The organism is Bradyrhizobium iriomotense (assembly GCF_018129405.1).
Lineage (GTDB): Bacteria > Pseudomonadota > Alphaproteobacteria > Rhizobiales > Xanthobacteraceae > Bradyrhizobium > Bradyrhizobium iriomotense_B.
Genome location: NZ_JAFCLP010000026.1, coordinates 31,958 through 55,225 on the forward strand (window position 1 = coordinate 31,958; position 23,268 = coordinate 55,225).

At 64.3% G+C, this 23,268-nt stretch carries 19 protein-coding genes; 11 read left to right on the forward strand and 8 right to left on the reverse strand.

Going from position 1 to position 23,268, the window contains the following annotated elements; genetic code table 11:
* Positions 1–4 precede the first annotated feature (4 nt).
* From JQ592_RS34250 to JQ592_RS34270, 5 genes are all read left to right on the forward strand, one after another.
* A complete protein-coding gene (locus JQ592_RS34250) occupies positions 5–2,692 on the forward strand; it encodes a sensor domain-containing protein (protein ID WP_211407120.1) in 2,688 nt (895 codons plus the stop codon).
* A gap of 134 nt (positions 2,693–2,826) precedes the next feature.
* Positions 2,827–4,287 (forward strand): glycerol-3-phosphate dehydrogenase, encoded by a 1,461-nt coding sequence (locus JQ592_RS34255; protein WP_211407121.1) that lies wholly within the window; start codon positions 2,827–2,829, stop codon positions 4,285–4,287.
* Positions 4,288–4,487: 200 nt separating this feature from the next.
* On the forward strand, positions 4,488–5,660 hold the full coding sequence (locus JQ592_RS34260) for an ABC transporter ATP-binding protein (RefSeq protein ID WP_211407122.1): 1,173 nt from the start codon (positions 4,488–4,490) through the stop codon (positions 5,658–5,660).
* The gene (locus JQ592_RS34265) at positions 5,657–6,571 is read left to right on the forward strand and encodes an ABC transporter permease (RefSeq protein WP_211407123.1); all 915 of its coding nucleotides are present in this window, start codon (positions 5,657–5,659) and stop codon (positions 6,569–6,571) included. The genes JQ592_RS34260 and JQ592_RS34265 overlap by 4 nt, the downstream gene beginning before the upstream one ends.
* 4 nt (positions 6,572–6,575) lie before the next feature.
* Entirely contained in the window at positions 6,576–7,388 is an 813-nt protein-coding gene (locus JQ592_RS34270) for an ABC transporter permease (RefSeq protein ID WP_211407124.1), read from the forward strand.
* A gap of 113 nt (positions 7,389–7,501) precedes the next feature.
* Here the strand turns inward: JQ592_RS34270 and JQ592_RS34275 are convergent, their stop codons facing one another.
* From JQ592_RS34275 to JQ592_RS34290, 4 genes are all read right to left on the reverse strand, one after another.
* A complete protein-coding gene (locus JQ592_RS34275) occupies positions 7,502–8,353 on the reverse strand; it encodes a carbohydrate ABC transporter permease (protein WP_063694052.1) in 852 nt (283 codons plus the stop codon).
* A complete protein-coding gene (locus JQ592_RS34280) occupies positions 8,350–9,222 on the reverse strand; it encodes a carbohydrate ABC transporter permease (RefSeq protein WP_211407125.1) in 873 nt (290 codons plus the stop codon). The genes JQ592_RS34275 and JQ592_RS34280 overlap by 4 nt, the downstream gene beginning before the upstream one ends.
* Positions 9,223–9,320: 98 nt before the next feature.
* Positions 9,321–10,706, reverse strand: a complete 1,386-nt coding sequence (locus JQ592_RS34285; RefSeq protein WP_211407126.1) for an ABC transporter substrate-binding protein — start codon at positions 10,704–10,706, stop codon at positions 9,321–9,323.
* Between the two features lie 379 nt (positions 10,707–11,085).
* Complete coding sequence (locus JQ592_RS34290) at positions 11,086–12,066, reverse strand: LysR family transcriptional regulator (RefSeq protein ID WP_211407127.1); 981 nt, start codon at positions 12,064–12,066, stop codon at positions 11,086–11,088.
* Between the two features lie 118 nt (positions 12,067–12,184).
* Between JQ592_RS34290 and JQ592_RS34295 the strand changes: the two genes are divergently transcribed.
* Entirely contained in the window at positions 12,185–13,258 is a 1,074-nt protein-coding gene (locus JQ592_RS34295; RefSeq protein WP_211407128.1) for a 4-oxalomesaconate tautomerase, read from the forward strand.
* 54 nt (positions 13,259–13,312) lie between these two features.
* On the forward strand, positions 13,313–14,698 hold the full coding sequence (dctA, locus tag JQ592_RS34300; protein ID WP_211407129.1) for a C4-dicarboxylate transporter DctA: 1,386 nt from the start codon (positions 13,313–13,315) through the stop codon (positions 14,696–14,698).
* A gap of 127 nt (positions 14,699–14,825) precedes the next feature.
* Here dctA and JQ592_RS34305 read toward each other — a convergent pair whose 3' ends face one another.
* A complete protein-coding gene (locus tag JQ592_RS34305) occupies positions 14,826–16,754 on the reverse strand; it encodes an AsmA family protein (RefSeq protein ID WP_211407162.1) in 1,929 nt (642 codons plus the stop codon).
* A gap of 337 nt (positions 16,755–17,091) precedes the next feature.
* On the opposite strand from JQ592_RS34305, the gene JQ592_RS34310 reads away from it, so the two are divergent.
* Positions 17,092–17,799 carry a CoA transferase subunit A gene (locus JQ592_RS34310; protein WP_028178645.1) on the forward strand — a complete coding sequence of 236 codons (708 nt, stop codon included), beginning with the start codon at positions 17,092–17,094 and terminating at the stop codon, positions 17,797–17,799.
* A gap of 68 nt (positions 17,800–17,867) precedes the next feature.
* A complete protein-coding gene (locus tag JQ592_RS34315; protein WP_211407130.1) occupies positions 17,868–18,518 on the forward strand; it encodes a 3-oxoacid CoA-transferase subunit B in 651 nt (216 codons plus the stop codon).
* A 364-nt stretch (positions 18,519–18,882) separates the two neighbouring features.
* On the opposite strand, the gene JQ592_RS34320 is transcribed toward JQ592_RS34315, so the two are convergent.
* From JQ592_RS34320 to JQ592_RS34330, 3 genes are all read right to left on the reverse strand, one after another.
* A complete protein-coding gene (locus JQ592_RS34320; protein ID WP_211407131.1) occupies positions 18,883–19,761 on the reverse strand; it encodes an SUMF1/EgtB/PvdO family nonheme iron enzyme in 879 nt (292 codons plus the stop codon).
* 53 nt (positions 19,762–19,814) lie between these two features.
* Positions 19,815–20,909, reverse strand: coding sequence for a copper-containing nitrite reductase (gene nirK / locus JQ592_RS34325; RefSeq protein ID WP_211407132.1), 1,095 nt, complete (start codon positions 20,907–20,909; stop codon positions 19,815–19,817).
* A gap of 241 nt (positions 20,910–21,150) precedes the next feature.
* Complete coding sequence (locus JQ592_RS34330; RefSeq protein WP_211407133.1) at positions 21,151–21,357, reverse strand: hypothetical protein; 207 nt, start codon at positions 21,355–21,357, stop codon at positions 21,151–21,153.
* Between the two features lie 161 nt (positions 21,358–21,518).
* Here JQ592_RS34330 and hemN point away from each other — a divergent pair, with 161 nt between their 5' ends.
* Together hemN and JQ592_RS34340 are read left to right on the forward strand one after the other, a co-directional pair.
* Entirely contained in the window at positions 21,519–22,871 is a 1,353-nt protein-coding gene (gene hemN, locus JQ592_RS34335; RefSeq protein WP_211407134.1) for an oxygen-independent coproporphyrinogen III oxidase, read from the forward strand.
* A 178-nt stretch (positions 22,872–23,049) separates the two neighbouring features.
* Positions 23,050–23,247, forward strand: coding sequence for a DUF1858 domain-containing protein (locus JQ592_RS34340; protein WP_011089822.1), 198 nt, complete (start codon positions 23,050–23,052; stop codon positions 23,245–23,247).
* Positions 23,248–23,268 lie beyond the last annotated feature (21 nt).

Genomic DNA, 23,268 nt, shown 5'->3' on the forward strand with positions numbered 1-23,268 from the left:
GCTGATGGCTGAGAAGAACTGGCACGTGGGCAGCACGCTTCCGATTGCTGTGCAGGCCGTCTTGTGCCTGGCCGGCGCGGTCGCGCCTGCGCGCGCCTTTGCGCTCTCGGACAGCCTTGCCGCGCCAAGCTACTTCGACAAGCTCGATCCCAACGTGATCTGGGAAGTCCTGATCGCGGGCGTCGTCGTCTGCGCGTTCCTGGCGGCCGTCGCGTTGTGGGTCCATTCGGCGCTGCGTCGGACCCGGCGGTTGCAGCTGCGGCGCAATGCCTTCGTCTCCTCCGCCATGAACAATCTCAACCAGGGCGTGGTCATGACGGATGCGCAGCGGCGCATCATCTTCTGCAACGACCGCTATCTCGACATCTACGGCCTGTCGCGGTCCGATCTCTGGGCCGACATGAACGGCCACGAGCTCCTCGATCTGCGACGCAAGCGCGGCGTGCTCGGCGGCACCTCCGACGACGAGTTCTTCGAGAAGGCGGCGAGCCCCAACGGCCTGATCACGGAACTGCCTGATGGCCGCGCCATCCTGGTGAAATATTACGTGCTGCCGAACGGCGGCTCGGTGGCGACGCATCTTGATGTCAGCGAGCAGCGCAGGCTGTCGCGGCAGCTCGCCTCGACCAAGCAGTTCCTGGAAACCGTGCTGGACAACGTGCCGGCCTGCGTTGCTGCCAAGAACATCGAGGACGGCCGTTACATCTTCGCGAACACGGCCTATGAGCGCTTCTGGGGCTTCTCACGGGATCACGTCGTCGGCAAGAATGCACGCGAGCTGTTTGCGCCCGTCTCGGCGGCCAGCATCGAGGCGACCGACCGGGCGGCACTCAATTCGCCGGACGGTCAATTCCGCAACGAGTTCGAGGTCGAGCGCGGTGGGGAGAGGCGCATGGTCGCCTCGATCCGCATCGCGGTCCGCAACGAAGCCAACAGGCCCGGATTCCTGCTGCTGGTGTTCGAGGACATCACCGACCGCCGCTCGCTATCCCAGGAGCTGGAGAGCACCAAGAAGTTCCTCGAGCTCGTGGTCGACAATATCCCGGTCGCGCTGATCGTGGAGCAGGTCAAGGACGGCCGTTATCTCCTCGCCAACCGCAGCGCCGAGACGATCCTCAACCGCCGGCGCGAGGAAGCCACGGGCCTGACCGCGTCCGACATCTTCAATCCCAAGGAAGCCAAGCTGATCATCGCCCGCGACGAGGCGGCGATCAAGAAGCGCGGGATGATCACCGAGGAGCATCCGATCTCCACCAAGGACGGCCTGCGGCTGTTCCTGACCCGCCGCGCCACGGTGCTCAGCGATGCCGGCGAGCCGCAATATCTGATCAAGACCCACGAAGACGTCACCGACCGCCGGCAGACCGAGTCGCGCATGGCGCACATGGCCTATCATGACGGTCTCACCGATCTGCCGAACCGCGCCGCCTTCCTGCAGGCTCTGACCCAGATGATCGAGGCCTGCGAAGGCACCGGCGAGGAATTTGCCGTCCTCTGCGTCGACCTCGACGGGCTCAAGGAGGTCAACGACGTCTTCGGCCATGCGCTCGGCGACAAGCTCCTGATCGAGGTGGCCCAGCGGCTCCAGGACTCCGCACGGGGCGGCGTGGTGGCGCGCCTGTCCGGCGACGAGTTCGGTCTGATCATCGACGGCAAGCAGCCGGAGGCGGGCCTCGCGCTGGCGCAGCAGATCGGCGAAGCCGTCGCGCAGGAGTTCCAGATCGACGGCCGGCCGGTCCGTGCCGGCGTCACCACCGGCATGTCGATCTTCCCGCACAATGGCGCTGATGGCGCCTCGCTGCTCGCTAATGCCGGCGCGGCGCTGTTCCGCGCCAAGCAGAAGTCGCGCGGCACGATCAGCCTCTACCAGCCGGAGATGGACCAGCAGATCCGCGATCGCCGCGTGCTGCACCAGGACCTGTCGATGGCGATCAAGAACGGCGAGCTCTCGCTCGCCTTCCAGCCGCAGGGGGCCGCGGGCCTCAGCGTCGCAGAGAGCGAGATCATCGGCTTCGAGGCATTGGCGCGCTGGCAGCATCCGGTCCGCGGCCAGGTCTCGCCGGCCGAATTCATCCCGATCGCCGAGGAGAGCGGCCTGATCGTCGAGATGGGCGAGTGGATCCTGCGCGAGGCCTGCCGCGAGGCGGCGTCCTGGCCGAAGCCGCTCCAGGTCGCGGTCAATTTGTCGCCGGCGCAGTTCATGCACGGCGACGTGGTAGGCCTCGTCCATTCCATCCTGATCGAGACGGGCCTTGCGCCCGGCCGGCTCGAGCTCGAGATCACCGAGGGCGTGCTGATCGAAGATTTTGATCGCGGCTTGGCGCTCCTGCGCCGCCTGAAGGCGCTCGGGGTTCGCATCTCGATGGACGATTTCGGCAGCGGCTATTCCTCGCTGAGCTATCTCCAGGCGTTCCCGTTCGACAAGATCAAGATCGACCGCGCCTTCATCATCAATCTCGGCCGCAACCCGCAATCGGCGGCGATCGTGCGTGCCGTGATCGATCTCGGCCACGGCCTCGAAATGTCGATCATCGCCGAGGGCGTCGAGACGGTCGAACAGCTCACCTTCCTCGCCAAGGAGGGCTGCGACGGCGTGCAGGGCTATCTGCTCGGCAAGCCCCTGCCGATCGGCAAATATGCCGATCTCGTCGGCCGCACCGAGACCATGGAGCTTGCGCTCAAGACCGGTTAGAGCGTTTTCGAGCGAAGTGGATACCGGTTCGCGTCAAGAAAACGCGCCGAAACAAAAATCTGGAGCCCGTTCCGATTTCATCGGAACGAAAATGGCCCTAGGGATGGTGAGCTTCGCTCCCTCTCGACGGTTTCATGGCGGATTACGACCTTGCGATCATCGGCGGCGGCCTGAACGGTGTCAGCCTCGCGCGCGATGCGGCCGGCCGCAGCCTGCGCGTGATTCTGTTCGAGCAGGGTGATCTCGCCGGCGCCGCGTCATCGGCGACACCGCGGCTGATCCATGGCGACCTGTCGGTGCTGGAGCGTCGCGGCTTCTGGCGGGTGCGCCGGGCGCTCGCCGAGCGCCGGATCTGGCTCCGGATCGCACCGCACCTGGTCCGGCCGATGCGCTTCGTGATCCCTGCGCATTCCGAGGAGCGTCCGCCATGGCTATTGCGCGCCGGTCTCTATGTTTATGACGGCCTCACGAACCGGGGCGGCCTGCCGCCCTCGGCGACCCTCGACATCACGCATCATCCGGTCGGCAACGCACTGAAACGTCCATTCGGCACGGCGTTCGAATATTGGGACTGCGTCGTCGATGATTCCCGCCTGGTGGTGCTCACGGCGCTGGATGCCGCCGAACGCGGCGCTGCGATCCGGACCGGGGCGCGCTGCGTCCGTGCCGATCGAACCGATACCTGGCGGCTCGCCGTGGTCGATCGCGGTTATCGCCGTGCGGTCACGGCGCGGGCGCTGGCCAACGCCACCGGCGCCTGGACCTCGATGGTCGCGGAGACCGTGCTGCGGCAGCCGCAGCCGGCGATGGCGGCCATGCAGATGAGCCAGATCGTGGTGCCGCGCCTGTTCGATTCCGAAAACGTCTATGTCTTCCAGCACAATGATGGCCGGCTGATCTTCGCCCGGCCCCTCGAGCGCGACTTCACGCTGATCGGCACGGTCACCCATGCTTTCACCGGCGATCCCGCCATCGTCGCGATGCCCGGCGCCGACGTCAGCTATCTCTGCGACGCCGCCAGCCGCTATTTCCGCGAGCGCGTCGCCCCGATTGACGTGGTCCGCACGGTCTCCGGCGTCAATTTGGCGCTGGCGTCCGCGCGCGGGCGCGAGGGCACGACGCTGTTCCATGCGCGCCGGCGCAAGGCGCCGCTGCTCACGTTGTTCGGCGGCGACGTCACCACCTCGCGCCTCCGTGCAGAGCGGGCGGTGACGAAGCTGACCCCGTTCTACCCGATGTCGCCGCCCTGGACCGCGGGCGCGGCGTTGCCCGGTGGAGATTTCGCCTGGGACCGTTTCGACACCGAGGTCGACCTCGCGCGCGACCGCTGGCGCTTTCTGTCGGAGCCAGAGGCCCAGCGTCTGGTCGCGGCCTATGGTTCACGGTTGCCCGCAGTGCTCGGCGAGGCGAAGAGCCGCGACGAGCTCGGCCCCGCTTTTGGCCCCGAGCTGACCGGCGCCGAGGTGCGCTATCTCATGGCCCACGAATGGGCGCGTTTTCCGGATGACGTTCTATGGCGCCGTTCCAAGCTCGGCCTGACAATGCCTGCGGCGGATCGCGACGCGCTGGCTGCGTTCATGGCGGGTGTGAGCTAGACAGTGCCGTAGCCCGGATGGAGCGAAGCGCAATCCGGGAATGTCTTACCAACGATGGACCGTCCCGGATTACGCTGACGCTCCATCCGGGCTACAGGGCTGCAATGTACGAACGCCTATCCGGGACGATCTTCCCCGAACCGGTTGAGCTAGGGACGATCGGCCGCTAGCGTGCGGCGGAATCGGGGTTGGCAGGGACCATGGCGAAAGAGTTGCCCGGAGCGGACGTTGCGGCCGAAGCCGCTGGCGGAGATGCATTTCCCGCGGCGGGTCAGCCGCTGCTGCGCATCGAGGCTGTCGCCAAGACCTTTGGGACGTTCCGGGCCGTGGCCGGCGTGTCGCTCGACATCAAGGCTGGCGAGTTCTTCGCCCTGCTGGGCCCCAGCGGCTGCGGCAAGACCACGCTGCTGCGCATGCTCGCCGGCTTCGAGGCGCCGGACGAGGGGCGCATTTTGCTAGGCGGCAAGGATATTGCGCAGGCGCTGCCGCACGAGCGTCCGATCAACATGATGTTCCAGAACTATGCGCTGTTTCCGCATCTGTCGGTGCGCGACAACATCGCCTTCGGCCTGAAGCGTGCCGGCATGGCGCGCGCCGACATCGCCACGCGCGTTGCGGAGATGGTCGCGCTGGTGAAGCTCGAGGGCCTGGAGAAGCGCAAGCCGGACCAGCTCTCCGGCGGCCAGCGCCAGCGCGTGGCGCTCGCCCGCGCCCTGGCGCGCCGGCCGCAATTGCTGCTGCTCGACGAGCCGCTTGCCGCGCTGGACAAGAAGTTGCGCGAAAACACGCAAGGCGAGCTGATGGAGCTGCAGCGCCGGCTCGGCATGACCTTCATCATCGTCACCCACGATCAGGAGGAGGCGATGACGATGGCGAGCCGGATCGGCGTGATGAAGGCCGGCAAGCTCGCCCAGGTCGCGAGCCCGCGCGAGCTTTACGAAGCGCCGCGCTCGCGCTGGATCGCGGAGTTCGTCGGCGACATCAATCTGTTCGACGGCGAGTCCAAATTGCGCGACGGTCATCGTCTGGTCATCGGCACGCGTGACGCGGGTGCGCTGGTGGTGGCCGAGCCGCGCGAGCCGGTCGGCGCGGGAAAATTCGCGATCGCGATCCGCCCCGAGAAGGTCAAGCTGTCGCGCCGCGCTCCCGTGAGCGAGGCCGGTCGTGAGACGGCGATCAACACCCTCGACGGCGTCATCGCCGACATCTGCTATCTCGGCGGCACCACCACCTACAAGGTGAAGCTCGACACCGGCGGGATGCTGCAGGCCTCCGTCGCCAACAGCGCGCGCATCGACGTCGACGCCTACAGCCTGAACCAGCATGTCGTCGCCTGGTTCACGCCCGATGATTGCGTGGTGCTGCCGTCATGAGCTCGCGCCGCATCTTCGCGCGCCCGGCGCGCTTTGCCGCGATCGCGCCCTATGTCTGGATGGCGCTGTTCTTCCTGGTGCCGTTCGCCTTCGTGCTCAAGATCAGCCTGTCACAGACCGCGATCGCCCAGCCGCCTTACGAGCCGGTGTTCGACCTGACGGCAGGATGGGAAGCGCTCAAGGCCGCCTTTGCCGCGCTGTCGATCGACAATTTCCGGCTGCTCGGCTCCGACGACATTTATGTCTTTGCTTATGTCCGCAGCCTCACCGTCGCGATCACCGCGACCGCGCTGCTGCTGCTGATCGGCTATCCCATCGCCTACGGCATGGCGCGATTGCCAAAACGCTGGCAGGCGGTGGCGATGGTGCTGGTGATCGTGCCGTTCTGGACCTCGTTCCTGATCCGCATCTATGCCTGGATTAACATCCTCCAGCATGATGGCCTGCTCAACCAGATCCTGCTGGCGCTGCATCTGGTCAGCCAGCCCGTGGTGTGGCTCTCCACCGACACCGCGATGTATATCGGCATCGTCTATTCGTATTTGCCGTTCATGATCCTGCCGCTCTACGCCACGCTCGCCAAGATGGAGCCGGTGCTGGAGGAGGCGGCCTCCGATCTCGGCGCGCCGCCCTGGCAAGTGTTCTGGCTCGTCACCTTTCCGCTGTCGCTGCCCGGCGTCGGTGCCGGCGTGCTGCTGTGCTTCATCCCCATCGTCGGCGAATTCGTCATCCCTGATCTCTTGGCCGGCTCCAATTCGCTGATGATCGGCCAGACCCTGTGGCTCGAATTCTTCACCAACAAGGACTGGCCGGTCGCCTCTGCCGCAGCCATCGTGCTTCTGGTGGTGCTGCTGGTGCCGCTATTGCTGTATGAGCGGTTGCAGAAGCGGCAACTCGAACAGGAAAGGTAGGGCGATGCGCAAGGTCTCCCGCCTGTCCCGCTTCAACATCGCCTCGCTGGCGCTGGGGCTGGCGTTCCTTTACCTGCCGATCCTGATCCTTGTTCTCTACTCCTTCAACGCCTCGCGGCTGGTGACGGTGTGGGGCGGCTGGTCGCTGCGCTGGTATCGCGAATTCTTCAATGACCGCGCCATGATCGAGGCGGCCTGGATGAGCCTGCGGGTTGCGGCCTCCTCCGCGACCATCGCCACGCTGCTCGGTACGCTCGCGGCGGTGGCGCTGTCGCGCGGCGAGCGGTTTCGCGGCCGCACGCTGTTCTCCGGCATGCTCTATGCGCCGCTGGTAATGCCGGAGGTGATCACCGGATTGTCGCTGCTGCTGCTGTTCGTGGCGCTGAATGCCGAGCGCGGCTTCTGGACGGTGACGATCGCCCACACCACGCTGACGATGTGCTTCGTCGCGGTGGTCGTGCAGTCCCGTCTCGGCTCGCTCGATCGCTCGCTGGAGGAGGCGGCGATGGACCTCGGCTGCAACCCGGTCCGCGCGTTCGTGTCGGTGACCTTGCCGCTGATCGCGCCCGCGATCGTTGCCGGCTGGATGCTGGCCTTCACGCTGTCGCTGGACGATCTCGTGATTGCAAGCTTCACCACCGGCCCCGGTTCGGCCACGCTGCCGATCCGGATCTATTCTGAGGTGCGATTGGGGGTGAAGCCCGAGATCAACGCGATCTGCACGCTGGTGATCGCCCTGATCGCGGTCGTCATCGTCATCGCCTCGCTCGCCTCGAAGCTGTCGAGCTCGCAGGGCGAGAGCGCGGCGCCGCTTTAGGAGAAGGTGTCATTCCGGGTCGCGCGTAGCGCGAACCCGGAATCTCGAGATTCCCAGGTGCGCAATTGCGCACCATAGTTCGATGCTCCGCATCGCCCCGGAATGACAGTCATTTACGACTTCACCGCACCCGCCGTGAGCCCGCCCACCATGTAGCGGCGGAAGGCGTAATAGACCGCGGCCGGCGGCAGCGCGTAGATGAAACCGGTGGTCATCAGCAGCTCCCACGGCGAGTCGTCGGCGGCGAGGAAGTTGCCGAGCGCGACGGGGAGGGTGATCTCGCGGTCGTTCGACAGCAGCAGGAACGCGTAGAGGTATTCGTTCCAGGCCAGCAGCACCGCATAGGTGCCGATCGCGACCAGCGAGGGCATCATGAGCGGCAGATAGACCAGGCGGAAGATCTGCAGCGTCGTTGCGCCGTCCATGACCGCGGCTTCATCCAGCTCGACCGGCAGCTTGTCGGAGGCCTGCTTGAGCACCCAGATCGCGTAGGGGCTGGCGATCGTCACCATGGCCAGGATCAGCGACCAGTGATTGTTGAGCAGGCCGTAATTGCCCATGGTGCGATACATCGGCACCGCGAGGAACGCCGCGGGGATGAAATAGGTGAAGAGCGCGAGGTTCAACACGATGCGCCCGCCCGGCACTTTCAGCCGCGAGATCGAGAACGCCGCGGCCGTGGCGATGAACAGCGTCAGCACGCCGACGGCCGCTGCGATCAGCGTCGAATTCCAGAACTGGACGTAGAAGTCGCGCAGGAAGTAATGCTGCTGCTTGAACACGATCTCGAAGTTGTGCAGCGTCGGATGGTCCGGCCACAGCTTGCCCGAGAACGCGTCCTCCTTCGGCGAGATCGCGAACAGGAACATGTGGTAGATCGGAATCATCGTCCACAGGAAGACGGGAATGCCGATCAGGAGCAGCCGCGCTTCCGTCGCGACGTCACGGAGTGAGGGAAGCTTCATCGCGACAACCGTTTCATCATGAAGTACACGAGCGGCAGGACGAACGGCATCGCGCAGACGATGGAGGCCATCGCGAGCGAGAGCTGGTCGAGCCGGAGATAGCGGATGCCGAGCGTCGACAGCACGTGCGTGAGGTCGGCCGGGCCACCGCCGGTGAGCAGGTAGACGCTGTTGAAATCGCCCAGCGTCCAGATCATCGAGAGCAGTGTGCAGGTCACGTAGAGCGTCTGCATCGACGGCCAGGTGATGTAGCGGAATTTCTGCCACCAGCTCGCGCCGTCCACCTCGGCGGCCTCGAACAGGTCGTGCGAGATCGCAAGGCGTCCGGTGATCAGGATCAGCGTCCAGAACGGCAGCGACTTCCAGATGTGCACGCCGATCGCCATGCTGAGCGCCACGGTCGGGTCGTTCAGCCAGTTAGGGCCGTCATCGCCGGTGAAGGAGAAGATGAGGTGGTTGATGACGCCCCACTCGGGATTGAGCATGAAGCGCACCGACAGGATGGTCGGGATCGACGGCACCGCCCAGGGCAGGATGAAGATCACCGAGAGCCATTTGATCCAGGTGCGCTGCTGCGCGAAGAATCCGGACAGGAGCAGCGCGATCAGCATCTTGATGTTGATGCCGATGACCAGGAAGATCAGCGTGTTGACCGCAGCGCGCGCAAAGATCGGATCGTTGTACAGCGCGACATAGTTCGCGGGGGCCCGCGCCAGCCACAGCCCGTAGCAGACGGGATAGACGACGAAGGCCAGGAAAACCAGCAGATAGGGCGCGAGCAGGATGATGCCCCAGACCTGCGCCGGGGTCAGCCGCGACGACAGGGGCGGGCCGGGGAGTGCCTGATCGCCAGAGAGCGTGATCGCCATTCTTTCGGACTCTTTGGAAGGACTTCCGGCCGCACGAGGCGGCCGGTGTTGTTTGCTTACTTACCTCTCCCCGCTTGCGGGGAGAGGGCGGGCAACACTTAGCCCGCGACCTGCTTGATGCGGGCGATCAGTTCGTCGACGGCCTTGTCGACCGGAACCTTCTCGCTGACGACGCGGTTCATAGCCTTCGCCCACACGTTCTCGTTGTTCAGGATCGTGAACTTCCAGTTCTTGGTGAAGTCGAACGCCGCGGTGCCGCCCTTGAACTGCGTGTAGACGGCCTTGCGGTGCTTGTCAGCCTGCCAGAACGGGCTTTCCTGGCTTTCCTTCGTCACCGGGAACCAGCGGCCGAGCGCGCCCTCGATATAGGGACGGACGTTCTCTTCCTGGAGCAGGAAGCTGATGAACTGCTTGGCCTCGGCCTTGTTCTTGGCCGCGGTGAAGACCAGTCCGGTCTTGACGTCGGAGCGGTAGCGGATTGTCGAGCCGTCCGGAGCCTTCGGGAAGGACGCCGTGATGATGTCCTGCTCATAGGCCTTCTTGCCGGCGTCGCGCTGCTCCTGGGTCAGGGCCTGGTTCTGGGAGTCCTCGAACCACTTCGCCGCGATCGAGATCGTGAAGTTGTGGGTCATCACGATGGTCTTGTTGTGGAAGGCGACGTTGTTGTCCGGGTCCTTCCAGGTCGTCGAGGAGGGCGGCGTGCAGCCCTTGATATAGGTGTCGGTGTAGTCCTTCATCGCCTTGATCAGGTTCTCGCGAACCGTGGGATCGTCGACCAGGAGCTTGCCGTCGTTGTCCACCAGCTTGACGTGGTAGGCGTCCATGAAGGTGTAGAACGACTGGAAGGCGTCGGTGGATTCCACGCCCATCGGCTGGCCGACGGCGTAGATGCGCTGGCCGGTCGCCTTGCGGATCGCCGGCTGCACCTTGTCGCACCAGAACGTCCAATAGCCCGTCCAGTCGTTCGGGATGTCGCTCTGCTTGAAGCCGGCCTTCTCCAGCATGTCGTTCCAGATCTGGACGTGCATGCTCTGCTGCTTCAGCGGGAAGCCGTAATAGGCCTTCTTCTTGGCGACGTCGTTATAGAGGATCGAGGCGTCCAGCGTGTTCTGTACGAACCGGTCCTTGATCGGGTCCATGACGTCAGTGAGGTCCTCGAGCTTGCCCTCATAGGCCCACTTGCCCTGCGCCTGCACGTCGTACGAATCGGAATAGGCCACATCGGGCACGGTGCCGGCATCGAGCGCGGCAACCGTCTTCGGAATCATGTCCTGGATCGCGTATTGCGACAATTCGACCTTGATGCCGGTCTTGGCTTCGAATTTCTTGATCGTATCGATCAGCGCGTCGTCTTCGGAGCGATAGAAGCCCTTGCCCCACCAGACCGTAATCGTCTTCTGCTGCGCAAAGGCGGGTGCAGTGACCGCGAACAGCCCAACCGCAGCGACCGCCAGTGACACTGCGCCAATAACCTTGGATCTCACGTTTTTCTCCCTCAAACGGCCGGTGTTTTTAACCGGTCGTGTAAAACACTAGCGCATGGCGGTGAGCCGATCTAGCGGCATCTTGTCAGACCTATGTCGTGGGGCTTGCGCCAGAGGAGATGCTTAACGTGCGCATCGATCCAATCGCCGCATCAATTCGCGGCAATCAATTCGGGTTCTGCGTTCTGATCGCCTGACCATGTGCAATTCCGTACCTGCTCGCGACTGGCGAAGCCCGGCTTTGTAAGCGGTATGAAGACCGAACGCAACGCAGCCGGCTGTGTCCGGAGGAACTGAAATGCCTCTGAAAAGGCGGGGCTGATCCGAGGAACTTCCGTGTCGACGGGAACGGTCCTCGCACCGCTGCGCCGCCGAGCTATCAGCGTTTCCCCTTCCGGCCCGCCGAAACGGCATTCGAATTTGCCTGAGCCGATCGGGACCGCGGCTTGTCTTGCCCGCTCGACTCGGAAGGCGTGTGCCAGGCCTCGAGAAGCATCTTGAGAAACTGGCTCGCATGAGGAGATAGTGTGGCCCCGTGCCTGCGCACGATTCCGATCGTCCGCGACACTTCCGGCTCGTTCAACCGAATGGTGTGGATGATGGGATGACCGGCGGCGGGCGTCGCAAGCCTCGGCAGCACGGCGATGCCAAGTCCCGCTTCGACGAGGCCAAGCGAGCCGGAGAGGTGAGCGACTTCATAGGACCAGTTCAGCTGCAGGCCATGCCGCGCCAACGCATTGTCGATCAGCGCGCGATTGCCGCTGTTGCGACCGACCGTGATGATCCGGTGCGGCACGATCTCCGACCAGGTGACCTGTTTGCGCGATGCCAACGGATGGTCATGACGGCAGGCCAGGACGAAGGGATCCTCGACCAGTTTCTCGAATTCGATTTCGGCATGTGACGCACCGATGAAATTGATGCCGAAATCGGCTTCTCCGCGCGCGACCGCTTCCAATCCCTCATTGGCACCGATGTCCAGAATCCGGATGCGAATGCGTGGATACGCTTCGGCAAACCGGCCGATCGCACGCGGCAGGAAATAGAACACCGCCGTCGGCACCGCAGCCACCGAGACCAGGCCTGAACTTCGCGCGCCGATATCGTGGATGGCGAGCACCGAGGTCTCGAACTCGTCGATGAGGCGGCGCACCTTCGGCAGGAAGTCGCGCCCCGTCATGGTGAGATTGACGTGGCGCGTCGACCGTTCGAGCAACGGCGCACCAAGGCCTTCCTCCAGTTTCTGAATGCGTCGGCTGAGCGCCGGCTGCGACAGGTTCAGCGCCCTGGCGGTACGGACGAAACTTCCCGTCTCCGCCACGGTGATGAACGCCTTGAGGTCGAGCAGTTCCGCGTTCATGACAAGGCTCCATTATATCGGTAATCGGAATAATACCTCAGATATTTGCATTTCACAAAAGAGTTCTCGTCGACGATGCTTTGGCTCGGGCGAAGTTGTCGCCGAACGGAAGAGCTCCATGAACGATCAGATTGCCATTCCCTGTGTGGTCATGCGCGGGGGTACCTCGCGCGGGCCGTTTTTCCTGGCCCGCGATCTTCCGGCCGACCCCAAACTGCGCGACGCGATCCTGCTCTCTGTGATGGGAGGGGGACACGATCTTGGAATCGACGGGATCGGCGGCGGCAATGCCGTCATCAACAAGGTCGCGATCGTCGGACCGGCATCGGTGCCCGGCGCCGATGTCGACTACCTGTTCGCCCAGGTGCGTGTTCGTGAAGGCATCGTCGATACCTCGCCGAACTGCGGAAATATGCTCGCGGGCGTGGGGCCATTCGCAATTGAAGCCGGCCTGGTCGGCGCCGCCGCAAATCGCACCCATGTGCGCATCCACAACGTCAATACCGGCAAGCTGATTGACGCGACCGTGCCGACCCCCGCAGGGCGCGTGACTTACGACGGCGAGGCGCGGATTGACGGTGTGCCGGGAACGGCCGCGCCGATCGAGCTGTCGTTCCCCAACGCGGCCGGCGCACGCACCGGTCGTCTCCTACCAACCGGACGACCGGTCGATCGCATCGAAGGGATCGATGTGACCTGCATCGACGCGGCGATGCCCGTCATGTTGGTCCGCGCGGCGGATCTGGGATGGACCGGCCGCGAGGCTCCCTCCGACTTCGCCGACAATCGTTTTCGCGCGCGTCTCGAAGCTTTGCGCATCGAGGCCGGACGGCAGATGGGCTTTCCAGATTCCGCGGCAATGGTGATCCCGAAGCCGGTCCTGATTGCGCGCGGGGGCGAGGCGACGTTGAACACCAGATACTTCATGCCGCACGACTGCCATAGCGCGCTGGCGGTGACCGGCGCTGTCGCGATCGCGACGGCATGCGTCACGCCCGGGACGATCGCGGCAGAGATGGTCGGACCACTGGCGCCGCCGGTGCCGATCACCCTCGCCCATCCCTCCGGCCATCTCGTGGTTCGGCTGGAACCCGGCCCGGTTGCCAGGGTGCTGCGGACGGCCCGGCGAATCTTCGAGGGCCACGTCTTCGCCCGTCGATCACACGTGCCTCATTCGGTGCTGGCGGCCTGAACCCCGCCGCTTCCGAAGCCATCACAAAAAATCAGAGCCATGGGAGAAATGAGAATGCACAAGGAAGCGCCGGTTGGGCACCCGAACACCGAGGCTGGAAAGCCTTTCTACCTGATTCTCTATGTCCAGGTGCTGATCGGCCTGATGCTGGGTGTCCTCACCGGCCATTTCTGGCCCGAATTCGGCGCCGCGCTGAAGCCCTTTGGCGACGGCTTCGTCAAGCTGGTCAAGATGATGATCGCGCCGATCGTGTTCTGCACCATTGTGAGCGGCATCAACAGCATCAGCGATTCCCGCGAGGTCGGCCGCACGCTGGTGAAGTCCATGGCGCTGTTCTACCTGCTGACGGTGCTCGCACTGCTGGCCGGGCTGATGGCCGTATCGCTGATCCAGCCGGGCGTCGGCATGCATGTTGCGGTCAATACGCTGGATCCGTCGGTGGCCGCAAAATTCACCAAGCAGGCAGGGGCGACCGGATTTACGGACTTCATGCTGCACATCATCCCGCACTCCTTCTTTGGTGCGTTTGCCGATGGCGAAGTGCTGCCGGTCCTGTTGATCTCCATTCTGATCGCCTTTGGCCTGAGCCGCGCCGGCGATGGCGGCGTTGTGGTGACGAAGGCGGTCGATTCGTTCTCACAAGTGCTTTTCGTGTCCTTCGGCTTCATCATGAAGCTCGCTCCGCTCGGCGCCTTTGGTGCCATGGCGTTCACGGTGGGCCGCTACGGCATCCGTTCGATCGGCTCGCTCGGACTGCTGATCCTGACCTTCTATATCGCCTGCTCCGTTTTCGTGGTGGTCGTGCTTGGCACGTTGGCGCGGCTGAACGGCTTCAGCCTGTGGAAGACGATCCGCTACTTCAAGGAAGAGCTGCTGATCGTGCTCGGCACGTCGTCGTCCGAACCGGCGCTGCCTGGCGCCCTGCGCAAGCTGGAGCAGCTCGGATGCCGGAAAGGCGTGTCAGGGCTCGTGTTGCCGATGGGCTACTCCTTCAATCTGGACGGCAGCGCCATTTATCTCACCCTGGCCTCCATCTTTATCGCGCAGGCCTGCGACATTCATCTGTCGTGGGGGCAGATCGCGGCGATGCTCGGACTGATGCTGCTGACGTCCAAAGGGGCGGCCGGTGTCACCGGCAGCGGCTTCGTCGCGCTTGTCGCGACCCTCTCCGTCATGCCGGATCTGCCTGTGACTGGCGTGGCGCTGCTCGTCGGCATCGACCGCTTCATGTCGGAAGCGCGGGCGCTGACCAGCATGATCAGCAACTGTGTCGCATCCATCACCATTTCGCTGTGGGAGGATGCCTGTGATCGCGAGGTGTTGGCCCGTGAACTGGGGCAGGGCGCCACTCTCGAGGTCGCGGCCGGGACGACGATCGGCGGAGCACCAGTGGTGCAGGAGAACGAGAGCTGGATTTCGACGACGCAATCGGCCGCTTGAACCCGAAGAAAGCGACGCCGATCAGTCTAAAGCGCGATGAGATTTGGATGAATCGTCATCGCGCTTTAGGTTGTTGTTTACGCGTGATCTTTCCGGAAAACCGCTTCGCACTTTTCCGGATCATGCTTTAGTTCGACTTGGCGTTCTCTTTGGCGTTCTCTGCCGTCGGCGATTCCGCCGGTGCGGGACGCTTGCCTGCACCGGTGATGCGCTCGATCGCGGAGCGCACGGCATCGCTCCCCTTGCGGTCCTTGAGCATGTCGAGCAGCGGCGCGGAAGCCGGCGAGCGGCGGATCAGGCTTTCCGGATCGGGGAAGATCAGGGGATCATCCCAGGGCCCCTGCACCACGAAAGGCAATTCGAAGCCCGACGCACTGTTGAGGCTCGCCACGCCCTTCATGTCGTATTCGCGCGTCGGCACCGATGCGGTGCCGGTGAGCGTGATCTTCGCCGCCGGCCCTTCGACACGGATGTCTTCGGCGGTGGCGATGCCGTCGGAGAATTTCACCGCGATGGTGAGTTTGTCGTAAGGGGTCGAGCCGCTGCGGAAATTGCCGCCGCCCGACAGCGGCCGCCGCTCCAGCCGCTTCAGGAGCTGCTCGGCGTTGAAGCCCGAGATCGCGCCGTTCTGCCCGGTTACCGTGGCACTGCCGTCGAGCGACTGCACGAGGCCGAACGGGCTCGAGCCGGAGGCAAGGAGGGAGACGTTGATGTTGCCGCGTCCGGACAGCTTGTTGAGGCCGAACAGCTCGGTTGCACAGGCCTGCAGGTCGACGTCGGTGAACTGAAACTGCGCCTTGATGTCGGCGACGCTGTCGGTGCGGGCGATGCCGAACGAACCTTTGGCGATGCCGCCATAGACCTGGGCTTCGCCCACCGAGAGCGCCAGCGTGCCGTTGCGCAAATTGGCGCCGATCGCGGTCCGGCCGAGCTTCGTTGGTCCGACCGTCAGCCGCGCGGCCGACAGGCGCATGTCGAGATCGGTGGTCGAGAGCCCGTTGAGATCGAACAGCTGCCTGTTCCAGTCGCGGGCGCCGCTCGCGAGCAGGCGGAAGGTCGAGATATAAGGTGTGAAGTCGAGCGCGTCGGCGGCGAGCGTCGCCTGCAGCATCTGTCGGCCGTTGTTGGCGTAGGTCATGACGCCCTCGGCGGTGTTGCCGTCGAGCTCGACATTGACATTGGTGAGCGCGATCGAGGCGCCCACCACGTTGGCGCGCGCCTTCAGCGCGAAGCGGCCGAAGCCGCCGCTGGCCGGCTGCGGCTGTCCGGTCCAGCGCAGCGCGTTGCGCAGGGACGGGCTGTCGATGGTGAGCATGCCCTCCATCATCGGGCTGGTGCGGTTGGCCACGCTGCCGTCGAAGGCGAGCTTGAGCGGCGCGCTGGCGATCCGCGCCTTCAGCCCCGAGCGGTCGCCGGAGAGGGCGGCGACGAAATCGGAAAAGCTGATCGAGCCGTCGACGCGCTCGCCGCGCCAGTCGAACTGCCCGGTCGCGGCGAAGGAGCGCGAGATCGACGGCCAGGCCAGCGACAGATCGATGTCCTCGAACTTCTCGATGGAATGGGTGGCGGCGTCCTCGTAATTGAGCATGCCGTCCTGGATCCTGATCTCGGAGAACGACACCTGGTTGTCGGCCCCGGGCTTCATGGTGCGGGCAATGGTCTGGATGAAGGGCGTCCAGTTGCTCTCGCCGTCCGGCTTGAGGCTGATATGGATGCGCGGCCTGAGCAGCGTCAGGTCGGCGATCTCGAACCGCTGCAGCAGCAGCGGCAGCAGCCGCAGATTGGCGGTGAGCACGTCGACATGGAGTGCGGGATCGCTGGTGCCGCCACCCTTCAGGCCGACGTCATGGAAGGAGATGTAGCTCGCCGGCAGCACCGAGATGTCGATGCTGCCCGCGACGTTGAGCTCCAGGCCGGTGACGTCGCGGATCTGTGCTTCCACCGCCTTGCGCAACGCGTCGCGGTTGATGAGCCATGAGGTTGCGATCAGGGCGATCAGCGCGACGCCGAGCAGCGCCGCGATCGGCGTCCCGAGGCGCTTCATTCCTTGGGCCATGGTCAATGGCATGTCCTGATCGGGTTGGTTGTTGGTCCAGAAGGGCGGGCCGGGAGACCTGCGCGCCCACGCCCAAGGTTTGTTAGGCTACAAGTTTGGTCAGGTTACAAGTCTTGTTAGCTTACAAGCCCTGTTACGTTAAGTGCCGCAACTTGATGGGTTTTCTTGTCGCTTTCAAGGCCGCGGGCGGTTCTGCCCACGGCGTGGGCAGCTTCTAGCACCGCCCCGCGGACCGGAGAACCCCGTATCATTGACGGCTTTGGAGGATTTCGCCTAATAATCGCCGCCAACAAGGTGCGGCGGCTGCAAGCCGAAGGTTCAGTCGAGGTTTTTTTGCATGAACAAGGTCTATCCCGACGCCAAGTCGGCGCTCGACGGCATTCTGAAAGACAACATGATGATCATGTCGGGGGGCTTCGGCCTCTGCGGCATTGCCGAGGAGCTGTCGGACGCGATCCGCGAATCCGGCGTCAAGGGGCTGACGGTCGTCTCCAACAATGCCGGCGTCGACGGCATCGGGCTCAGCCGCCTCCTGGAAACCCGGCAGATCAAGAAGATGATCTCGTCCTATGTGGGCGAGAACAAGCTGTTCGCCCAGCAATTCCTCGCCGGCGAGCTGGAACTCGAATTCAACCCGCAGGGCACGCTGGCCGAGCGCATCCGCGCCGGCGGCGCCGGCATCCCGGCCTTCTACACCAAGACCGGCGTCGGCACGCTGATCGCCGAGGGCAAGGAAGTGAAGGAGTTCGACGGCGAGAAGTATCTGATGGAGCGCGGCCTGTTCGCCGACCTCGCCATCGTGCATGCCTGGAAGGGCGACACCGCCGGCAACCTCATCTATCGCAAGACCGCGCGCAACTTTAACCCGATGATGGCAACCGCCGCCAAGATCACGGTGGCGGAGGTCGAGCATCTGGTTCCGGCCGGCGAACTCAATCCCGACCACATCCACACGCCCGGCATCTTCGTGAAGCGCATCGTCGAGGTCGGCACGGCCAAGAAGCGCATCGAATTCCGCAACACCCGCCCGCGCCCGAGCGCATGATCCGGAAAAGTGGACACCGGTTTTCCGATCAGATCATGCGCCACTAAAGAATCGACAGGAGCACAACGATGGCCTGGACCCGTGAACAGATGGCTGCGCGCGCCGCAAAGGAATTGCGTGACGGCTATTACGTCAATCTCGGCATCGGCATCCCGACGCTGGTCTCGAACTACATCCCCGACGGTATGGACGTCTCCTTGCAGAGCGAGAACGGCATGCTCGGCATGGGCCCGTTCCCCTATGAGGACGAGGTGGACGCGGACCTGATCAACGCCGGCAAGCAGACCGTCAGCGAGCTGCCTTCGACCAGCTATTTCTCCTCGGCGGATTCCTTCGGCATGATCCGCGGCGGCCACATGGATCTGTCGATCCTCGGCGCCATGCAGGTCGCCCAGAACGGCGATCTCGCCAACTGGATGATCCCCGGCAAGATGGTCAAGGGCATGGGCGGCGCGATGGATCTCGTCGCCGGCGTCAAGCGCGTCGTCGTGGTGATGGAGCATTCGGCCAAGGACGGCCCGAAGCTGCTGAAGCAGTGCAACCTGCCGCTGACCGGCGAGCGCGTGGTCGACATGGTCGTCACGGATCTTGCCGTCTTCACCATCGACAAGCACGGCGACGGCGGCATGGCCCTGATCGAACTCGCCGACGGCGTCTCGCTCGACGAGGTCAAGTCCAAGACCGAAGCCGAATTCCGCGTCGCGCTGAAGAACACGTAAGCGGGCTTTCTTCGTAGGGTGGGCAAAGGCGCGATAGCGCCGTGCCCACCGTCTTATTCCGCATCTGCGGTGCGAATGGTGGGCACGCTTCGCTTTGCCCACCCTCATATCGTCTTCTGACTGAGTTCGATCGCAAGGAAAATTGTGCCATTATGGCCGGCGGTGGGCGTGCCTACAGTCGATGCTTGCATCTGGCTCTCCGTGGGTTCGAGTGTGGAAACCCAAACCTATCGGAAAGGCCACGCTCACCGCCCCATGGAATCTACGGCGGCTGTGCCCGCAAAGTCGGCGAGTAGCCCGCATGAGCGAAGCGACATGCGGGTCTATTTTCCCGGGTGTCGCTTCGCTCACCCGGGCTACGCGATCACGACCGCGCGGCCCGCACCTTGCCCCACCGCGCCGACACGTTCGCCATCCACGTTCGCTCCTCCCGCACCAGGCGGAAGCCGAGATTTGCGGGGGGCACGCCTTGCGCGCAGCCGCCGGCGCGGGCGTCGCGGATGAAGTCGGTAACATAGGCGCGGTGCGCGCCTTCCGCGATGCGCACGCCGCAATTCACGGTCGGCCGGCCGGCATTGCCGGCCTCGTCGACCCTCGAGCGCACGAAGCAGGTCGAGGTCCATTCCCAGACATTGCCGGCGAGATCTTCAATGCCGTGCTCGTTCGCGCCGAACTTGCCGAACGGATGGGCTGCGGTGTCGAAGGGGTCGCGCTCGGACTCACGCTCATAGCGGCTGATCCAGCGCTTGGAAGGATCGTCCTGGTCCACCGGCGCGGCATCGTCCTTGAATCTGGAGCCCGCTGCAAACGCCCATTCCTCGTCGCTGGGCAGTCGGTAGTGCTGGCCGGTCTTGCGCGAGAGCCAGCCGGCATAGGCTTCGGCGTCGTGCCAGTTCACCTGCACCGCGGGACGATCGATGGCGACCGCCACGCCGCGATCGAGCGCGCGGCAGGCGCCGTCCTGCACGCAGATCTGATAGTCGGATGACGAGACCTGATTCCGCATGATGTGCAGCGGCCTTGTGAAGCGAATCGCGCGCAGCGGCGCTTCCGCCTGCTGCCCGCCACGCGTGAAGTCGCCGGCCTCGCGATAGGAGAAATTACCCGGCGCGATCCTGACGATCGCGGGCTCCGCCGCCGTGCCGTGAACCCTCATGTCCGAGACCAGGGGCGCCATCGCGATCGGCCCTGCGAGGCCGGCGGCGCAGGCGAGCAGCAGTTTCAGCTTGAATGCGATCAGCATGGTCGTCCCCCGAAAAGAAGAAGGGGCCGGTGATCACCGGCCCCTTGTCGCGTCTAGTTGGTGGCGGCCGGGATTTCCGCAGGCGCCTTCACCTGCATCATCAGATCGTCGTTCCACTTGCCTTCGACCTTGAAGTGCGCGGTGGCGCCGAGATCGGCGGCCTCGATCAGGTTATGCGTGACATAGGCGTAGATGCCGGGCTGCTGGAATTTGTACAGCGCAGCTCCCGCCGAACCGCCGCGGATGAACCATGTCTCGAGCCCGACTTCAGGCGCATTGTCGAACTTGCCGGTCTCCCAGACATAGTCGCCATGGCCGCCGATCAGGTGCGGACGGCTGTCGCGATTGGCCTGCGAGTGCACGATCAGCACGTTCTCGCCGACATTGGCGGTCAGCGCGTTCTTGCCGGTGAGTGCGCCCACCTTGCCGTTGAACACGACGTGGGTCGGCGTCAGCTTCTTCATCACCTCTTCGGTCTCGGTGAAGGCCTCGCCCGGCGAGTCGTAGGACTTGAAATTGCCCTTCTCGTCGCGCGGCACGTACATGTCCTGCTCGCCGATATAGTAGACCTTGTCGTACTTCAGCGCGTGGCCCTTGCCGTCGTTCAGTCCCTCACGCGGCAGCACCATCACGGCACCGTTCATGCCGGAGACGACGTGCCAGGGGATCATCGGGCCGCCCGGCGCGCAGTGATAGACGAACACGCCGGTCTTGGTTGCCTTCCAGCGCAGCACGACCTGTTCGCCGGGATTGATCAGGGTGAGCGCGCCGCCGCCGAGCGCACCGGTCGCGGAATGGAAATCGATGTTGTGCGGCATGGTGTTGGTCGCGGGATTGACCAGCGTCGTCTCGACGTAGTCACCCTCATGCACGACCATCAGCGGGCCCGGCATCGAGCCGTTGAAGGTCATGGCCTGGAAGGTGGTGCCCTTCTCGTCGATGACGACCTTCTTCTCCTCGATCGTGAGCTTGAACTCGATGATCTTGGGGCCCTGCTTGGTCGCCTGCTCGTGCGCATGCACGAACGGCGGAGCGACCAGCTCTACCTTTTGACGCGGCAGTTTGAGATCATCGGCGGCCAGGGCGGGTGTCGCCAGCATCAGGGCGGTCGCGGCGGCGCTGATCAATGCGGCTCTGCGGGTGAACATTGGAAGCATCCTTCATCTGAAATGGTCTTGATGACGGATGCAGTGTGCGCCTGTTGCGGCAAGAGTGTTTGCGCTGCGACAAGCTTCTGCCGGATTCGCCTCCGGTCAATTCCTTTAAGAGATGCGTGGAAGGCCGCATCGATCATGCGAGGGATACGATGTCGCGCAGCGTCAACCGCGCCAACGGCAACTCGTTCGCATGTTCAGCTGCATTTGGTCGCGAGCGCATGGATGCACCCGATCAGAGCAGGTGTATCGCCATCCAGACCGTGCCCCAGACCGCGAGCGACAGCGCGGCGAAGACGGCAGCCATGAGGGCCAGGATTCGTGCGAGGTGGCCGGCACCGGTCGCGGGCGCAACAGGGACAGGACGGAAGTCGTCGAGGCGCGGGATATGGCCGCGAATGCCGGTGAGCCAGAGAACGAGATCGAGCGCAAACGACGCCATGGCCTATCTCCCAGAGGGCAATGATTAAGCGTCACCATGGCCCCGATCCGGCGCCCGAACTTTGAGCGAGCGCAATGTGATCGCGCCGAAAGCGGGTAAATTGAGCATTATCCGAGGCTTGCCGCGATTGATCGCGGTCGGAATTTACGAATGGGTAAGACATGAGGACTGATCTCGCAGCAAGCTACGGCGAAGAGAGATTGCCGCGCTATACGAGCTATCCGACCGCGCCGCACTTCTCGCCGGCGATCGGCGCCGATACCTACGCCCGGTGGCTGTCGGAGCTTCCCGCCGGCACCAGCGCGTCGCTCTATCTGCACGTGCCGTTCTGCCGCGAGATGTGCTGGTATTGCGGCTGCCATACCCAGATCGTGCGTCGCGACGAGCTGATCGCGGCCTACCAGCGGACGCTGCGCAGCGAGATCGCGCAGGTCGCCGAAACGATCGGCCGCCGCATCAAGGTCGAGCACATCCATTTCGGCGGCGGCACGCCGACGATCATGGCGCCGGAGGCTTTTGCCGAGTTGATGGCGGCGATGCGCCAGTCGTTCTTCGTGCTGCCGTCGGCCGAGATCGCGGTCGAGATCGACCCGAGAACGCTGACCGCCGACATGGTCGAGGCCATGCGGCTCTCCGGCGTCAACCGCGCCAGCCTGGGGGTGCAGAGTTTCGACCCCGTCGTGCAGCGCGCCATCAACCGCGTGCAGAGCTTTGAACAGACGGCATCCGTCGTCGAGATGCTCCGGAGTGCGGGTATCGCGGGAATCAATTTCGACCTGATCTACGGGCTGCCGCATCAGACCGTCGCCTCCTGCCTGGACACGGTGCGGCGCGCGCTCGAGCTCGCACCCGACCGCTTCTCGGTGTTCGGCTATGCGCACGTGCCGGCATTCAAGAAGCACCAGCGCATGATCAACGAGGCGGTGCTGCCTGACGGCCTTGCGCGTCACGACCAGGCTTGCGCGATCGCCAATGCGCTGAAGGAGGCGGGTTACGTGCAGATCGGGCTCGATCATTTTGCCCGACCCGACGATGCCATGGCCGTGGCTTTCGAGGAGCGCACGCTGCGCCGCAATTTCCAGGGCTATACCACCGACAGGGGCGAAGTCCTGCTCGGCTTCGGCGCGAGCGCGATCGGGCACTTGCCGCAAGGCTATGTCCAGAACGAGGTGCAGATCGGCGCCTATGCGCAAAGCATCACCAGCGGCCGGCTGGCCACTGCCAAGGGCTATGGCCTCACCGACGACGACCGGCTGCGCGCCGACATCATCGAGCGCATCATGTGTGAGTTCAGCGCCGATCTCGGCGACATCTGTGCGCGCCATGGTGCCGAGGCTGGCGCGATGCTCAAATCGGCGTCGCGTCTGAAGCCGCTGATCTCGGACGGCGTCGTGAGGCTGGACGGCGACCGACTCGCTGTCGCGAACGACTCGCGCTTCCTGGTCCGCAGCGTCGCCGCCGCGTTCGACGCGCATCTGGATCCGAGAAAGCAGTTGCACAGCAGGGCGGTGTAGCCGCGTCATTCCGGGGCGCGCCTCTTGGCGCGAACCCGGAATCCATTCCTCCACGTCATCTGCTGCGTGATGGATTCCGGGCTCGCGCTACGCGCGCCCCGGAATGACAGCCCAGCTTGCGCTCCAGCAAAGAAACTCAACTCCGCTCCGCTATCGTCGTCTCGGAACGGAGTTGTCCATGCCTTTTGGATCCGACGATCTGGTCGATGACATCATGCGCACGGCGCCGCACACGATCCGCGTGTTTCTTGCTTTCAGGCTGGCCTGCGTCGGCTGCCCGATCGCAACGTTCCACACGGTGGAAGACGCCTGCCGCGAGCACGGCATCGACCGCGACAAATTCCTCGCTGCGCTCTGCGACTGCGTGCCGGCGTGAGACGATCTGGAGTTCGCGCGG

Excerpts from the sequence above, each read along its gene's own strand:
- JQ592_RS34250 (WP_211407120.1), top strand. The coding sequence starts at position 5 with ATGGCTGAGAAGAACTGGCACGTGGGCAGCACGCTTCCGATTGCTGTG.
- JQ592_RS34255 (WP_211407121.1), top strand. The coding sequence starts at position 2,827 with ATGGCGGATTACGACCTTGCGATCATCGGCGGCGGCCTGAACGGTGTC.
- JQ592_RS34260 (WP_211407122.1), top strand. The coding sequence starts at position 4,488 with ATGGCGAAAGAGTTGCCCGGAGCGGACGTTGCGGCCGAAGCCGCTGGC.
- JQ592_RS34265 (WP_211407123.1), top strand. The coding sequence starts at position 5,657 with ATGAGCTCGCGCCGCATCTTCGCGCGCCCGGCGCGCTTTGCCGCGATC.
- JQ592_RS34270 (WP_211407124.1), top strand. The coding sequence starts at position 6,576 with ATGCGCAAGGTCTCCCGCCTGTCCCGCTTCAACATCGCCTCGCTGGCG.
- JQ592_RS34275 (WP_063694052.1), bottom strand. The coding sequence starts at position 8,353 with ATGAAGCTTCCCTCACTCCGTGACGTCGCGACGGAAGCGCGGCTGCTC.
- JQ592_RS34280 (WP_211407125.1), bottom strand. The coding sequence starts at position 9,222 with ATGGCGATCACGCTCTCTGGCGATCAGGCACTCCCCGGCCCGCCCCTG.
- JQ592_RS34290 (WP_211407127.1), bottom strand. The coding sequence starts at position 12,066 with ATGAACGCGGAACTGCTCGACCTCAAGGCGTTCATCACCGTGGCGGAG.
- JQ592_RS34295 (WP_211407128.1), top strand. The coding sequence starts at position 12,185 with ATGAACGATCAGATTGCCATTCCCTGTGTGGTCATGCGCGGGGGTACC.
- dctA (WP_211407129.1), top strand. The coding sequence starts at position 13,313 with ATGCACAAGGAAGCGCCGGTTGGGCACCCGAACACCGAGGCTGGAAAG.
- JQ592_RS34305 (WP_211407162.1), bottom strand. The coding sequence starts at position 16,754 with ATGGCCCAAGGAATGAAGCGCCTCGGGACGCCGATCGCGGCGCTGCTC.
- JQ592_RS34310 (WP_028178645.1), top strand. The coding sequence starts at position 17,092 with ATGAACAAGGTCTATCCCGACGCCAAGTCGGCGCTCGACGGCATTCTG.
- JQ592_RS34315 (WP_211407130.1), top strand. The coding sequence starts at position 17,868 with ATGGCCTGGACCCGTGAACAGATGGCTGCGCGCGCCGCAAAGGAATTG.
- JQ592_RS34320 (WP_211407131.1), bottom strand. The coding sequence starts at position 19,761 with ATGCTGATCGCATTCAAGCTGAAACTGCTGCTCGCCTGCGCCGCCGGC.
- nirK (WP_211407132.1), bottom strand. The coding sequence starts at position 20,909 with ATGTTCACCCGCAGAGCCGCATTGATCAGCGCCGCCGCGACCGCCCTG.
- JQ592_RS34330 (WP_211407133.1), bottom strand. The coding sequence starts at position 21,357 with ATGGCGTCGTTTGCGCTCGATCTCGTTCTCTGGCTCACCGGCATTCGC.
- hemN (WP_211407134.1), top strand. The coding sequence starts at position 21,519 with ATGAGGACTGATCTCGCAGCAAGCTACGGCGAAGAGAGATTGCCGCGC.
- JQ592_RS34340 (WP_011089822.1), top strand. The coding sequence starts at position 23,050 with ATGCCTTTTGGATCCGACGATCTGGTCGATGACATCATGCGCACGGCG.